This is a genomic window from Amycolatopsis sp. NPDC051106 (genome assembly GCF_040682775.1).
Lineage (GTDB): Bacteria > Actinomycetota > Actinomycetes > Mycobacteriales > Pseudonocardiaceae > Amycolatopsis.
Window position 1 is genome coordinate 100,522 of sequence record NZ_JBFBBQ010000021.1, and the last position, 14,103, is coordinate 114,624.

Sequence of the window (14,103 nt, forward strand, 5' to 3'; positions counted from 1 at the left end):
CACGTGAAACGACGCGACTCGACCACCGACCAGACGTCTATATGGAGGAGGTGTCGAGACCGGTGAATCCCCCGCCGTCCGACTCCACGGAGACCACGCCCGACGTGGGCTGGACCCCGATCGCTGAAGAAGCCACCCGCGCCGCGCGTCTGCTGCACCCGGAGCGGACGCTTCCCCGCCCCGGCCGGCGTCGCGTGATGACCGTCGCCAACCAGAAGGGTGGCGTCGGCAAGACCACGAGCACGGTCAACCTCGCCGCCGCCCTCGCCGTCCACGGGCTCAAGACGCTCGTCGTCGACCTCGACCCGCAGGGGAACGCGAGCACCGCGCTCGACGTCGACCACCGGTCCGGGACGCCGTCCATCTACGAGGTGCTCATCGGCGAGGTGACGCTCGCGGACGCCGCCCAGCCGACCGAGCAGTCCCCCAACCTCTTCTGCGTTCCCGCGACGATCGACCTCGCCGGCGCCGAGATCGAGCTCGTCTCGATGGCGTCCCGCGAGTCTCGGCTCAAGGAGGCCATCTCCTCGGAGATCCTCGACGAGATCGGCGTCGACTACGTCTTCATCGACTGCCCGCCCTCGCTCGGCCTCCTGACGGTCAACGCGATGGTCGCGGCGCAGGAGGTGCTCATCCCGATCCAGTGCGAGTACTACGCGCTCGAAGGGCTCGGGCAGCTGCTGAGCAACATCGAGCTCGTGCAGCAGCACCTCAACCGCGAGCTCCGCGTCTCGACGATCCTCCTCACCATGTACGACGGCCGGACCAAGCTGGCCGACCAGGTGACGAACGAGGTGCGGAACCACTTCGGCGACACGGTCCTCAAGACGGTCATCCCCCGCAGCGTGAAGGTGTCCGAGGCGCCTGGGTACGGCCAGACCGTCCTCGCTTACGATCCCGGTTCACGCGGTGCGATGAGCTACGTCGACGCGGCGAAGGAGATCGCCGAGCGTGGCGCACAGTTGGAGAAGGGTAGTTCCACATGACCGAGCGCAGAGGAGGACTGGGGCGCGGCCTCGCCGCCCTCATCCCGACCGGGCCCACCGGGGGTGGCCCCCTGCCCGCGCCCGCCGACGCGACGGCGGCGGAGAAGAAGGCAGCCGAGGACAAGGGCTGGTTCGCGGCGAACGGTCAGGCGAAGACGCACGGCGGCGAGGTCGCCGGCGCGGTCTACCGCGAGATCCCGGTCGGCTCGATCAAGCCGAACCCGAAGCAGCCCCGTCAGGTTTTCGACGAGGACGCGCTCTCCGAACTCGAGCACTCGATCCGCGAGTTCGGGCTCATGCAGCCCATCGTCGTCCGCGAGCTCGGGGAAGACGAGTACGAGCTCGTCATGGGCGAGCGGCGGCTGCGCGCGTCGCAGCAGGCGGAGCTCGAAGCGATCCCGGCGATCGTCCGGCAGACCGCCGACGAGTCGATGCTGCGCGACGCGCTCCTGGAGAACATCCACCGCGTCCAGCTGAACCCGCTCGAAGAGGCGGCGGCGTACCAGCAGCTGCTCGACGAGTTCGCCGTCACGCACGAAGAGCTGGCGAGCCGCATCGGCCGCAGCCGGCCGGTCATCACCAACACGATCCGGCTCCTCAAGCTTCCCCTGCCGGTGCAGCGGCGGGTGGCCGCGGGCGTCCTGTCCGCCGGCCACGCCCGCGCGCTGCTGTCGCTGGAGGACGCCGACAGCCAGGAAGAGCTCGCCGCGCGCATCATCGCGGAGGGCATGTCGGTCCGCGCGACCGAGGAAGCCGTCACGCTCAAGAAGAGCGAGAAGCCGGCCAAGCCGAAGCCCGCGGCGCGCAAGCCGATCCAGGCGCCGGGGTTGCAGGAGCTCGCGAACCGCCTCTCGGACCGGTTCGACACCCGGGTGAAGGTGGACCTCGGCCGCCGCAAGGGCCGGATCACGCTCGAGTTCGGCTCGGTCGACGACCTCGAACGCATCGTCGCGATCATCGACGCGAATGGGGCGAATCAGACACCGGAAACCGATTAGGGATCACCCCAGGGTGTTTCGTCACGGTGATGATTGCGGAAAGCCAACCTCGCCGCGACGCTGAGCAACGAGGGGGAAGCGTGTGGGATCCGACCGGAACCATCGGCCGCGCGCTCTGGATCGGGGGTGGGCAGTGGGCCGGGAAGTCGACGGTCGCCCGGCTGCTCTCCGTCCGGCACGGGCTGACGGCGTACCACTACGACTACCACGACGCGCGCGGCCACTTCGATCGCCGGCTCGCACGCGGTGAACCCGTCGAGCGCGATCCGGAGGAGAACTGGGTCCGTCGCACGCCGGAGAAGATGGCGGCCGACTCCCGCGAGATCTTCGCGCTGCGGTTCGAGTGGACGCTCGACGACCTGCGCGCGCTCGACTCGCTGCGGCCGCTGATCGCCGAAGGCTGGGGGCTGCGCCCGGAGCTGGTCGTGCCGCTGCTCGACTCGCCGCGCCGGATGATCGTCATGGTGCCGACCGACGAGTTCCGGCTGCACCAGGCGGCCACCCTGCCGCGGGCGGGCTCGGTCACGAACAAGGTCAGCGATCCGGAGCGCGCGCAGCGAAACCGGCTCGCGCGGGATCGGCTGCTCGCGCAGGACGCCGTCGCGCGGGCGCGAGAGCTCGGCGTCCGGGTCCTGGAGGTCGACGGCTCCCGGAAAACAGAAGAAGTGGCCGGCCAGGTGGCCGACCACTTCCGTCCGTACCTCTGACTCAGCGGGAGATCGCGCGCCCGATCAGTTCGGCGAAGACCGTGCCGAGCGACTTGCCCGCCGCCTCGATCGCCATCGGGACCGTCGACGTCTCGGTGAGGCCCGGCGACGGGTTCACTTCCAGGAAGTGCACCGTGCCGTCCGGCGCGACGATCGCGTCGGTTCGCGAGATGTCCCGGAGGCCGAGGACGCGGTGCGCGGCGACGGCGAGTTCGGCCGCCGCCTTGGCCGCGGCGTCGTCGAGCCGGGCCGGGGTGAAGAAGTCGGTCAGGCCGGCGGTGTAGCGGGCCGTGTAGTCGTACACGCCGCTCTCCGGGACGATCTCGACCGCGGGGAGGGCCTCCGGTCCGTTCTCGCCCTCGATGACCGTCACGGCCACCTCGACGCCGTCCACGAACCGCTCGGCGAGCACCGTGTCTCCGTACGCGAAGCAGCCGACCATCGCCGCCGGCAGTTCCGCCGCCTCGCGCACGACCTGGGTGCCGAGCGCCGAGCCGCCCTGGTCCGGTTTGAGGATCAGCGGCAGGCCGAGCTGCTCGACCATCGCGTCGAGCACCGCCTGGGCGCCGAGCTCGCGGAACGTGCTGTGCGGCAGCACCACCCAGCCCGGCGTTACGAACCCGGCGTTCTCGACGAGTGCCTTCGCGGTCGGCTTGTCCCACGCGCGGCGGCAGCCCTGGGAGCCGGTGCCGACGAACGGCACCTCCAGCATCTCCAGCACCGTCTGCACCGAGCCGTTCTCGCCCTCGCCGCCGTGCAGGGCGACGACCACCGCGTCCGGCCGCTGGGTGCGCAGGCGCTCCAGCAGCCCCGCGTCGGTGTCCCACTCCTCGATGCCGAGGCCCTCGGACTTCAACGCCGCGGAGAGCCGCCGGCCGGACCTCAGCGAGACGTCGCGTTCGTGCGAAAGCCCGCCGGCGAGCACGGCAACGGTACGGTCGACCACCGTGGAAACTCCTTAGGAAGGTAAGAACTAGACCGTGTCCGGGGACGGGTTCTGCGGCCCCTGGATCTGGCGCGAGCCCACGTTACCGAAGGTGCGGGCCAGGTCCATTTCGGACTCCAGCACGGCTGCCAGCCGCCGGACGCCCTCACGGATCCGCTCCGGCGTCGGGTAGCAGTAGGACAGCCGCATCTGGCGGCTGCCGAACCCGTCGGCGTAGAAGCCGGTTCCGGACGCGTACGCCACCCGCGCGGTCACCGCGCGCGGCAGCATCGCCTTCGTGTCGACGCCTTCCGGCACCGTCACCCAGACGTAGAAACCGCCGTCCGGCTTGGTCCAGGAGCAGCCCGGGGGCAGGTACTGGTCGAGCGCGGAGAGGATCGCGTCGCGCCGCTCGCGGTAGTTCTCGCGGAACTTCTTGATCTGGCCCTTCCAGTCGTGCGTGGCCAGGTAGCGCGACACGATCATCTGGTTGAACGTCGGCGGGCACAGCGTCGCCGACTCCGCGGCCAGGACGAGCTTTTCGCGCACGGCGTGCGGCGCGAGCACCCAGCCGACGCGCAGGCCGGAGGCGAACGTCTTCGAGAACGAGCCGAGGTACACGACGTTGTCGGGGTCGGTCGAGCGCAGCGCCGGGTAGGTCTGGCCGTCGAAGCCGAGCAACCCGTACGGGTTGTCTTCAACGACCAGGACGTTGTGGTCACGGCAGATCTCGAGGATCTCTTCGCGACGCTCGACGGCCAGCGTGACGCCGGCCGGGTTGTGGAAGTTCGGGATCGTGTAGAGGAACTTGACCCGGCGGCCGGCCTTTTCCGTCTGCGCGAGCGCCTCGCGCAGGAGCTCCGGCACCAGCCCGTGCTCGTCCATCGCCACGTGCACGACCTGCGCCTGGTAGGCGGCGAACGAGCCCAGCGCGCCGACGTACGACGGGCCTTCGGCGATCACGACGTCACCCGGGTCGCAGAACAGCCGCGTGACCATGTCCAGGCCCATCTGGGAGCCGACGGTCACCACGACGTCGTCCGGGTGCGCCTTGATGCCTTCCAGCGCCATGATTTCGCAGATCTGCTCGCGCAGCACCGGGACGCCGTGCGCCGAGCCGTACTGCAGGGCGACGAGCCCGTCTTCGGCGATGATCTCCGCCACCTGCGCCGAGAGCGTGTCGAGCGGGAGCGCGGCCAGGTTCGGCATGCCCCCGGCCAGCGAGACCACCTCGGGCCGGCTGGCCACCGCGAACAGCGCCCGGATCTCCGAGGCGGTCATCCCGGCGGTGCGCGCGGCGTACCGCTCGAGGTGCGGGTCGAGGTTCTGGCGGCCGCTGTGCGGCTTGCTGGGGCGGTTCTCGGTCATCGACGATTCACCCGGGGCTCGGTTGACAGGGCTGCTTGTAAATGGCACGACAGATCCCGTCGAGTGTAACCGTGCACCCATCCGGTACCCCTGGCCTTTCGGTGCTTGTCACATCGGCCTATCCTCGACCCAGGCTCCCGTGATCGTGCTGCTCCACCGCGCGGCTTGACGACCGGGCAGCCGTCGGGAGCGCAGGGGTCAGGGAGGTCGCGGGTGTCACGTCGCGTCGTGGGCGTCACACTGGACAACCTGGAGCACCTGCCGAAGAGCTGCCGCAGGTGCGTTTACTGGGAGCTGGCCCCGCACCTGAAGAACCAGGCCGAGGAGTTCGGCGCCACCGAGGTCGAGAAGGAAGCCTGGGTCTCGAGCGTGCTGCTCGAGTGGGGTTCCTGCGGCCGCATCGTCTACAGCGACACGTTGCCGGTCGGGTTCGTGCTGTACGCACCGCCGAACGCCGTCCCGCGCTCGCTGGCCTTCCCGACGTCCCCGCCGAGCGCGGATGCGGTCCTGCTGACGGCGTTCCAGGTGCTCCCGGAGTTCCGCGGCGGCGGCCTCGGCCGGATGCTCGTCCAGGCGGTCGCCAAGGACCTGACGAAACGCGGCGTGCGCGCGATCGAGGCGTTCGGCGACGCGCGTCCCGAAGAGTCGGACCCCGACGGCGGCCACAGCTGCGTGCTGCCGGCGGCGTTCCTGCAGAGCGTCGGCTTCAAGACCGTCCGCCCGCACCAGAAGTGGCCGCGCCTGCGCCTGGAACTGCGCTCCGCGATCACCTGGAAGGAAGACGTCGAGGCGGCGCTCGAGCGGCTGCTCGGCCAGGTGACGATCACCACGGCCGAGCCCAGTCTCGGCCGCGCCTGAGCTGCGTCTCTCCACTAGGCCGCAAACGTTTGCGCCGCAGCTCCACCTGGCCTGAAACGACGGATTCCGTCGTGTGTGCACAGCTGTGGAAGAAGTGCCGAGTTATCCACAGAGCGCTGATAGGAGCGGTGGACAAGCTGTGGAGAACTGCCCGAAAACCTGGGGACGCACAGGCTGCGTCCCCAGGGGTGGTGGGGCAGGTGAAGGTGAGCCGCTAGGGGTTGTGGTCAGCCCTATTCGGCCTTGGCGAGCTCGTGCGCCAGGACGTCGGCGAACGTGAACGTTCCCGTCGGCTGGTCGCCTTCGCCGAGCAGGTACAGGCGCTTGACGGCGATCAGGATGCCTTCCGCGACGATGTCGCGGAACGCCGGGTCGCCGAGCTTGCGGGCGTCGTCCGGGTTCGTCAGGTAGCCGATCTCGACCCGGACCGCCGGGCAGCGGGTGCGGGTGAAGATGTCCCACGACTTGTAGTGGGTGCGGTTGTCCTGCAGGCCCGTGCGGGCCGCGACCTCGCGCTGGATGAAGCCGGCCAGCAGCTCGCCCACCGTGGACGTCGTGCCGTTGCCGTTGCCGAAGTGGAAGCTCGCGACGCCCTGCGCGCGCGGCGAAGGGTTCTTGTCGCTGTGCAGCGAGAGGAACAGGTCGGCGCCCGCGTCGTTGGCGAACTGGGCGCGCTCGAGCTCGGTCGGGCTGTGGTTCGGGCCGCGGGAGATCAGCGCCTCCATGCCCGTGGCCTTCATCCGGCCTTCGAGCCGGCGGGCCAGGTCCCACGCGATGTCGGCCTCGCGCAGGCCGCCGGCGACCACGCCGAGGTCGTCGCCGCCGTGGCCGGGGTCGATCACGATGCGCTTGCCGCGCAGGCGGGGGCCGGCCTGGCGCACCTGCTCCTGCTCGCGCAGGAACACGGGGCGGCCGCCCCGGGCCCGCGGGGAGGACAGGCGGTGCAGCTCCCGGATGGTCGCGGGGCCGCACATGCCGTCCGGCGTCAGGCGCATGTCGCGCTGGAACGTCTTGAGCGCGCGCTCGGTCGCCGCGCCGAAGTAGCCGTCCGGGCGGCCGGCGTCGAAGCCCAGCTCCGTGAGCCGCTCCTGCAGCGTGAAGACGTCGTCTCCGTGGACCGGGGACGCGATCATGTAGGACAGCGGGCGGCTGCCCAGGTGGTAGCTGGCGCCCTTGAGCGCCTGGAAGGTCGCCGGACCCACGATGCCGTCGGTCATCAGCCCACGGCGCTGCTGGAAGGCACGCACGGCGTGCTCGACGGCGACGTCGAACGTGTCGTAGTCATCGGTACCGGTGACCGGCGGGAGCAGGTCCATCCCGGCCAGGATGGACCTGATCTCGGCGACGTCCGGACCGGCGTCACCGCGGCGGAGTACCCGCATGCACTCCTCGCTCTTCCTAGGGCACCGATTCGGGGGCTCGGTGCGTGGCAAGAAACCTTCGCTGGGAGGGACCCAGGTCCTCTATTGTGCCCTGCCAACTCTGGGTGACAGCGCAGGCCCGGTAGGTGGGTCAAGAGCCCGATCGTGGTGGGCTCTCGGTGGCCCCCGTCACGCTCGATTCACCCACATGGGCGGGATTACCCCGAACGGCGACGGACCCGGGGTCCGCAGGAGGGTTCCCGCAGGCCCCGGGTCCGCCGGGCTGGTTCGGTTCAGAGGACGTCGGCGAGATCCGACAGCAGCGCGGCCTTCGGCTTGGCCCCGACGATCTGCTTCACCGGCTTGCCGCCCTGGAACAGGATCAGCGTCGGGATCGACATCACCTGGTAGTCACGCGGCGTGTTCGGGTTCTCGTCGATGTCGATCTTGGCGATGGTCAGCTTCTCGCCGTTCTCGGCCGCGATCTCCTCGAGCACCGGGGCGACCATCTTGCACGGCCCGCACCAGGTGGCCCAGAAGTCGACCAGAACCGGCTTCTCGCTGGTCAGGACCTCATCGACGAACGTCGCGTCGGTCACCTTCACGGTGTTGGACATGGTTTCTCCTTCAGGTTGGTCGAAAGCCGGAAAGTCAGTGGGTGCCCGCGCCGTAGCCGCCGCCGACCAGCTCGGCCGCCTCGTGGGCGTCCGACTCGCCGTGCTCCGCGAGCCATCGTTCCGCGTCGATCGCGGCGCTGCACCCGGAACCCGCGGCGGTGATCGCCTGCCGGTAGGTGCGGTCCACCAGGTCGCCGGCCGCGAAGACGCCGTCGAGGTTCGTGAACGACGTCCGGCCCTGGGTGACGACGTAGCCGTCCTCGTCCAGGTCGACCTGCCCGCGCACCAGCTGGCTGCGGGGGTCGTGCCCGATCGCGACGAAGAAGCCCGACACGTCCAGCGTCGACTCCGAGCCGTCCTTGGTGTCCTTCAGCTTCAGGCCTTCGACCTTGCCGTCGCCGACCACGCCGGTGATCTGCGAGTTCAGCTTCCACTTGATCTTCTCGTTCGCGCGGGCGCGCTCGAGCATGATCTTGGACGCGCGGAACTCGTCGCGCCGGTGCACGACCGTGACGGACTTCGCGAACTTCGTCAGGAAGGTCGCCTCCTCCATCGCCGAGTCGCCACCACCGGCGACCACGATGTCGTGGTCGCGGAAGAAGAAGCCGTCACAGGTCGCACAGGCCGAGACACCGCGCCCGAGCAGCTCCTGCTCACCCGGCACGTTCAGGTACCGCGCCGCGGCACCCATGGCGAGGATGACCGCGCGGGCGGCGTAGCGCTTGCCGTTCGCGTGGACGTACTTGACGTCCCCGGTCAGCTCCAGCGACTCGACGTCCTCCGCGCGCAGCTCGGCGCCGAAGCGCTCGGCCTGCTTGCGCATCTCCTCCATCAGGTCCGGACCCATGATGCCGTCGCGGAACCCGGGGAAGTTCTCGACCTCGGTCGTCGTCATCAGCGCGCCGCCGAACTGCGTGCCCTCGAACACCAGCGGTTCCAGCTGGGCCCGTGCCGCGTAAACGGCAGCGGTGTATCCGGCAGGACCCGACCCGACGATGATCAGGTTCCTGATTTCCTCGGCAGCCACCCGTGACCTCCGCTCGTAGTGACCCGTGTACCAGGCTCAACACGATCGTAGGTGCCGGTGTTCCCGGGGTGACAGCCGCTACTTCTCCCCGACGACCTTGTCGAACAGCACGGCCGGATGGCCCGGTCCGCAGTCCGCGCCGAAGGCCACGAGCCGGAACTGGGCGAGCTTGCCGGTGGTCAGGATGATCATGACGCCGGCCTTGCCGCCGACGTTCACCGGGCGGATGCCCTCCGGGCGCACCTTGGGGTCGAGCCCGGCGGCCGCGATGCACGCGTCCAGCTTGTCCTCGGTCCGCAACGGGCCGAAGTCGCGGACGCCGACCGCCTTGCCGATCAGGGCCTGGGCGCCGCTGCCGTCGTTGCCGACCGACGGGCCGGACGGCGGCGGGGCCGCGACGTTCGGGGTGCCGGGCTGCTGCGACGTACCCGGGATCGCGATCGTCACGGCGACGACCGCCGCCGCGGCCGCGGTCAGGACGCCGGCGGCCCAGCCGAGCCGCTTGTTCCGGCGCCGCCGGGCCGCCGCGAGGTCCACCACCTGGGCGTCCCCGCTCCCGGCCTGCTGCGGTGCCGGCGCCGTGCGCTGCCCGGGAAACTTGGCGGCTGCTTCGGCGGCCAGTGCCGCGTCCAGCCGGGCCGCGAACTCGGCGGGCATCGGCGGGGCGGGCGCGTCGGCGAGCGAGGCCAGGTCGGCCTGCGTGGCGTCGAGGGCGTCCAGGATGGCGCGCGCTTCGGGATCGGCGTCGACCAGCGGCCACAGCTCCGCCGCCCGGGCGTCGTCCAGGACGCCGGCGTGGAGGTCGGCGAGCACGTCGACAGACCAGGGCGGACCGACGGTCCCCCCGATCCCCCGGCTTTCGTCCGTCATCGTCCCTCCCCGCTACCCGGCTGGCGCCCGGCCCGTTTGCTTTCGTGAGTTGGGACGTTCGCAATCGCATCGGGGTTCCGCAGGTGTCCGAGAACCTTCGCGAGTTTTCCGCGGCCCCGGGCGCACCGGCTCTTCACGGTGCCTTCGGCGATGCCGAGCATCTTCGCGGTCTCGGCGACGGAGTAGCCCTCGACGTCGACGAGCACGATCGGCGCGCGCTGGTCTTCCGGCAGCTGGTCGAGCGCCTCGCGCACCAGCAGGCTGGTCTCGCGCTCGGCCATCGAGTCGCGCGGGGTGGCGGGCTCGTTGAAGCCGGTTTCCGGCAGCGGCACGGTCGGGCGCGCCTGCCGGCGGCGGATCCGGTCGAGGCAGGCGTTCACCACGATCCGGTGCAGCCACGTCGTGACCTGCGACTCCGCGCGGAACTTGTCGGCGGCGCGGAAGGCCGAGATGAACGCGTCCTGCAACGCGTCCGCGGCCTCTTCCGGATCGCGGACCGTGCGCAGGGCGACCGCCCACATGCGGTCGCGATGTCGCTGGACGAGTTCGCTGAACGCATGGGGGTCCCCCGCGGCGTGAGCCGCTATCAGATCCGCATCCGTGGGAGCTGCAGCTGTCACCCGCAAGAGCCTACTGACCCTGTCGGGCGCGTCACCCCGCAGGCAGGAAGGCCAGGTCGGCGATTTCCGTCTGGAACTTCCCGTCGTCGCCACCCAGTGCGGTGATCCAGACGATGAAGTACTCACCCTGCGCCGGCTGGGCCAGCGCGATCGTCGTCTCGCCGTCCTTCAGGTCGCCGTTGCCGACCACCTTCGTGTCGGCGAAGTCCGGGTTCTTCTCGGTCGCCGAGCGGATCTCGACCTTGGTGCCCGGCGTGCCGCCCTCGACCTTCACCTGGCTGAGGGTGATGGGGTCCTTGAAGGTGACGACGAGCCCGACGCCCGGCTTGATGGCGGGGAACTGCTGCTTGTACTGCTCGGTCCGCCACTGCGTCTCGGGCTTGTCGTCGGTGGCGTACTTCGCCCGCGCGGTGTTGTCGCCCTTGCCCTCGGGGTTGTAGACCGCGACGGCCTGCGGCTTCACCGCGGCCCCCACGGCCGGCGACGGCGGCGGGGCCGGCTGGCTCGTCGCGGGCGGCTGCCCGGCCGGCTGGCTCGAGGCCGGCGGCGCCGCGACGTTGATCGTCGGGCCGCTCGCCTTCGAGTCGCCCTGGAAGACGTTGATCAGCATCAGCCCGCCCCAGGCGAGGATGACGACCGTCGCGACCACCAGCACGGTGACGCCGAGCGCGAGCTTGCGCCGCCGTGCGACGTCCTTGACCGGCTTCTTCGTCGTCCAGACCGTGCCTTCGGCTTCGGCGGCCTCCCCGCCGACGGCCTTGATCAGCTGCGTGCGCTCCTCTTCCTCGGCCACCTGGTCGAGCATCCGGAGGATGGCCGCGCTGGTGCGGATGCCGCCGTTGCCGCCGTCCTCGATCGTGCGGACGGCCAGCGACGAGAGGTCGGCGGGCACCGTGGGGATGAGCTGGCGCGGCGGGACGATGCGCCCCTGCGGCGTGGTCGGGGCCGGCTGGATCGCGGGCGGCCCGCCGGGCAGCGCCCAGCGGCCGGTGAGCAGCAGGTAGAGGACCGCGCCGAGCGCCTTGACGTCGTCGCGCAGCGTCGCCTCCGGCAGCGGGCCGGGGAACGCGAGCTTCAGCGCGCCGTTCGGTGTCAGCCGCAGCCGCTGGGGGTGGTCGAGCCCGAGGACGAGCCCGTTCTGGTGGGCCTGTTCGACGGCTTCGGCCAGCGCCTGCACCATCCGCGCGGCCGCGGCCGGGGCCACCGGCCGCTGCGCGACGAGGTCGACCAGGTCGCTGCCCTTGGTCCACTCCGCGACGACGACACCGAGCAGGCCTTCGCTGGAGGTGATGCCGCTGCCGAGGGCGAGCACGTCGAGCACGCGGGCGACCCCGCCGTGGCCGAACTTGGACGCGTGGGTCGCGCGTTCGAGGGTGCGCCGCGCGAGCCGCGCGGCTTCCGGGTCGGCCGGGTCGCCGACCAGCAGGGTCAGCGCGACGTCCCGCTTCAGCTGCCCGTCACGGGCACGCCAAAGGTGCGCGTCACCGCGCTCGTCCACGCCGAACTGCGCGAGGAGGCGGTAGCGGCCGTCGCCGACCACACGCCCGGGGGCCAGCGATCCGACCTGGGCCTTGCCCACGTGGTTCGCACCCCCCGCCTGTTCGCTCCGCCTCGTGTCCACCCGCACTCTCCCGTTAGCTCCCCGCTCCAAGGTTACCCAGAATACGACGCGGGAGTCGTCGCCATCCGTACCGGAATCGTTACCCCCGCTTGATCAACCGGGTGAACCTCGAAGTCGCCGGTTTCAGCTCTTCGACCTTCAGCGCCATGAGTACCCCGAACGAGACGACGATCCCCACGATGCCCTGCAGGAAGAGCTTCGCCCAGGCTCCCAGTTTCGGGCCGAACGCGTCCGGCACGATCTGGCCGGCCACCCAGGCGGCGCCGACACCGAGGGCGCTCGCGACGACCGTGAACAGGATCACGCCGATCACCCGCTTGCTGCGCAGGTTGCCGAGCGTCACCCAGAGCCACACCTGGCCGAGGATCGCGCCGACGACGAACGTCAGCGCGTTGACCATCATGACGCCCAGCACGACGTTGTCCGGCGACAGCAGCACCGGGCACAGGTACAGCAGCGGCACCTTGACCAGCGTCATCACGATCATGATCAGCGTCGGGGTGCGGGCGTCCTTCATGGCGTAGAAGACGCGCATCTGGAGCATGACCAGCGCGTACGGCAGCAGCGCGAACGCCGAGATGGCGAGCGCGTCACCGAGCCGCTCGGCGGTGTCGATCGTGCCCTTGCCGAAGGTGAACAGCGCGATGCCGATCGAGCCGCCGACCACGGTCATCACCGCGGAGATCGGGATCAGCAGCACCGTCGACATCCGGGACGCGTACGACAGGTCGCCGATGAGCTTCTTGTGGTCGCCGTCGGCGGCCGCGCGGCTCATCCGCGGCATGATCGCCGTCAGCAGCGAGACGCCGATGACGCCGTACGGCAGCTGGAAGAGCAGCCAGGCGTTGCTGTACGCGGTCACACCACCGGGTGAACCGCTGGTCAGCACGCGCGTGTTGATCGTGTACCCGACCTGGCTGACCGCGACGTAGCCGAGGATCCACAGCGCGAGGCCGCCGAACTCCTTCATCTGCTTGTCGATGCCCCAGCGCCACTTGAACCGGAAGCCCGAGCGCAGCAGCGGCGGCACCAGCAGGATGGCCTGGGCGATGATGCCGGCCGTGACGCCGATGCCGAGCGTCAGCACCTTCGGGTCGGTGATCGACGGGTTCGCGGTGTCGATGTCCCCCGGCATGACCCAGACGACCAGGATCGTGAAGATGACGACCAGGTTGTTGACCACCGGCGCCCACGCCGTCGGGCCGAAGATCTGCTTGGCGTTCAGCACCGCCGAGAGCAGCGCGAACACGCCGTAGAAGAAGATCTCCGGCAGCAGCAGGTAGGCGAACGCCGTGGTCAGCGACGAGCTGGCCTTGCCGGAGCCGTCGACGTACAGGCTGGTGAACGCCGGGGCCGCGAGCACCGCGACCACCGTGCCGATCAGCAGCAGCGAGAACGCCACCGTGATGAGCCGCTGGGTGTAGGCCGCGCCGCCGTCGGGATCGTCCTGGGAGCGCACCAGCAGCGGCACCACCACGCTGGCGAGGACGCCACCCATCAGCAGCTCGAAGATGATGTTCGGCATCGTGTTGGCGACGTTGAACGAGTCGTTCGCGATGCCCTGGCCGATCGCGGCGACCAGCAGCAGCTTCCACAGGAAGCCGGTGATCCGGCTGATCAGCGACGCGATCGCCATCCGGCCGGACGCCTTCGCCAGCGACGGCGCCTTGGCCGGGGCTTCCGCGCCCGGTTCGACCGGCTTGACCAGCGGCGTCTTGAGCGCCGGCATGACCTGGGTGGCCAGCGCGTCGTACGGGCGCATGACGTCCGGGTCGGCCACCGGCCAGCGCGAGTTCATGGGGACGCCGGCGGTGCGCGGGATGAACCGCGTGGCCTCCGGGTCGGGCGGGCGCTGGGCCTCGTCCTGCCACGGCCGGACCGGCGCGGGACGCCGGGACCCGCGTCCGCGCGGAGGCACCGGGATGCCCGGCGGGGGCGTCCCGGGAGCCGGGTTGCCCGCGGCCGGGGTGCCCGGCGGCGGGGTCACGGGGGGCGGCAGCGGCGGGCCGGGCTGCGGCAGCCGACCCGGGGCCGACGGCTGCGCCGGCGGGCCGGGGATCGGCGGCACGGGCTGGACGCGGGTGGGCGCCGGGCCACCGGCAGGACAGGACAGCTGCAGCGCCAGCAGCTGGGTGTCCCTGGTTC

13 protein-coding genes are annotated in these 14,103 nt (G+C 70.7%); 4 read left to right on the plus strand and 9 right to left on the minus strand.

What is annotated here, in order from left to right; genetic code table 11:
• Positions 1-41 precede the first annotated feature (41 nt).
• From AB0M83_RS18640 to AB0M83_RS18650, 3 genes are all read left to right on the plus strand, one after another.
• Entirely contained in the window at positions 42-986 is a 945-nt protein-coding gene (locus AB0M83_RS18640; protein WP_364518533.1) for a ParA family protein, read from the plus strand.
• A complete protein-coding gene (locus AB0M83_RS18645) occupies positions 983-1,984 on the plus strand; it encodes a ParB/RepB/Spo0J family partition protein (protein WP_364518535.1) in 1,002 nt (333 codons plus the stop codon). The genes AB0M83_RS18640 and AB0M83_RS18645 overlap by 4 nt, the downstream gene beginning before the upstream one ends.
• An 80-nt stretch (positions 1,985-2,064) precedes the next feature.
• Positions 2,065-2,691: a hypothetical protein gene (locus tag AB0M83_RS18650; RefSeq protein ID WP_364518537.1), complete on the plus strand. Its 627-nt coding sequence runs from the start codon at positions 2,065-2,067 to the stop codon at positions 2,689-2,691.
• A gap of 1 nt (position 2,692) precedes the next feature.
• Here AB0M83_RS18650 and AB0M83_RS18655 read toward each other — a convergent pair whose 3' ends face one another.
• Both AB0M83_RS18655 and AB0M83_RS18660 read right to left on the minus strand, forming a co-directional pair.
• Complete coding sequence (locus AB0M83_RS18655) at positions 2,693-3,637, minus strand: D-alanine--D-alanine ligase (protein ID WP_364518539.1); 945 nt, start codon at positions 3,635-3,637, stop codon at positions 2,693-2,695.
• Between the two features lie 27 nt (positions 3,638-3,664).
• Positions 3,665-4,984, minus strand: coding sequence for a PLP-dependent aminotransferase family protein (locus AB0M83_RS18660; protein WP_364518541.1), 1,320 nt, complete (start codon positions 4,982-4,984; stop codon positions 3,665-3,667).
• A 213-nt stretch (positions 4,985-5,197) separates the two neighbouring features.
• Here AB0M83_RS18660 and AB0M83_RS18665 point away from each other — a divergent pair, with 213 nt between their 5' ends.
• Entirely contained in the window at positions 5,198-5,842 is a 645-nt protein-coding gene (locus AB0M83_RS18665; RefSeq protein ID WP_284743442.1) for a GNAT family N-acetyltransferase, read from the plus strand.
• A 233-nt stretch (positions 5,843-6,075) separates the two neighbouring features.
• Here the strand turns inward: AB0M83_RS18665 and AB0M83_RS18670 are convergent, their stop codons facing one another.
• The 7 genes from AB0M83_RS18670 to murJ form a co-directional block, all read right to left on the minus strand.
• A complete protein-coding gene (locus AB0M83_RS18670; RefSeq protein WP_285477675.1) occupies positions 6,076-7,224 on the minus strand; it encodes an N-acetylmuramoyl-L-alanine amidase in 1,149 nt (382 codons plus the stop codon).
• A 272-nt stretch (positions 7,225-7,496) separates the two neighbouring features.
• The gene (trxA, locus tag AB0M83_RS18675; RefSeq protein WP_020642536.1) at positions 7,497-7,820 is read right to left on the minus strand and encodes a thioredoxin; all 324 of its coding nucleotides are present in this window, start codon (positions 7,818-7,820) and stop codon (positions 7,497-7,499) included.
• Positions 7,821-7,854: 34 nt separating this feature from the next.
• Positions 7,855-8,847, minus strand: coding sequence for a thioredoxin-disulfide reductase (trxB, locus tag AB0M83_RS18680; RefSeq protein WP_364518544.1), 993 nt, complete (start codon positions 8,845-8,847; stop codon positions 7,855-7,857).
• A 78-nt stretch (positions 8,848-8,925) separates the two neighbouring features.
• The gene (locus tag AB0M83_RS18685) at positions 8,926-9,717 is read right to left on the minus strand and encodes a hypothetical protein (protein ID WP_364518546.1); all 792 of its coding nucleotides are present in this window, start codon (positions 9,715-9,717) and stop codon (positions 8,926-8,928) included.
• Positions 9,714-10,337: an RNA polymerase sigma factor SigM gene (gene sigM, locus AB0M83_RS18690; RefSeq protein WP_086679039.1), complete on the minus strand. Its 624-nt coding sequence runs from the start codon at positions 10,335-10,337 to the stop codon at positions 9,714-9,716. Before sigM ends, AB0M83_RS18685 begins: the two co-directional genes overlap by 4 nt.
• A gap of 31 nt (positions 10,338-10,368) precedes the next feature.
• Positions 10,369-11,916, minus strand: coding sequence for a protein kinase family protein (locus AB0M83_RS18695; protein ID WP_364518548.1), 1,548 nt, complete (start codon positions 11,914-11,916; stop codon positions 10,369-10,371).
• 121 nt (positions 11,917-12,037) lie between these two features.
• Positions 12,038-13,756, minus strand: coding sequence for a murein biosynthesis integral membrane protein MurJ (gene murJ, locus AB0M83_RS18700; protein WP_364518556.1), 1,719 nt, complete (start codon positions 13,754-13,756; stop codon positions 12,038-12,040).
• Between the last annotated feature and the right edge of the window lie 347 nt (positions 13,757-14,103).

Coding starts and splice junctions, on each gene's coding strand:
- AB0M83_RS18685 (WP_364518546.1), bottom strand. CDS start 9,717: ATGACGGACGAAAGCCGGGGGATCGGGGGGACCGTCGGTCCGCCCTGG.
- murJ (WP_364518556.1), bottom strand. CDS start 13,756: ATGAACTCGCGCTGGCCGGTGGCCGACCCGGACGTCATGCGCCCGTAC.
- AB0M83_RS18640 (WP_364518533.1), top strand. CDS start 42: ATGGAGGAGGTGTCGAGACCGGTGAATCCCCCGCCGTCCGACTCCACG.
- trxA (WP_020642536.1), bottom strand. CDS start 7,820: ATGTCCAACACCGTGAAGGTGACCGACGCGACGTTCGTCGATGAGGTC.
- AB0M83_RS18645 (WP_364518535.1), top strand. CDS start 983: ATGACCGAGCGCAGAGGAGGACTGGGGCGCGGCCTCGCCGCCCTCATC.
- AB0M83_RS18660 (WP_364518541.1), bottom strand. CDS start 4,984: ATGACCGAGAACCGCCCCAGCAAGCCGCACAGCGGCCGCCAGAACCTC.
- AB0M83_RS18670 (WP_285477675.1), bottom strand. CDS start 7,224: ATGCGGGTACTCCGCCGCGGTGACGCCGGTCCGGACGTCGCCGAGATC.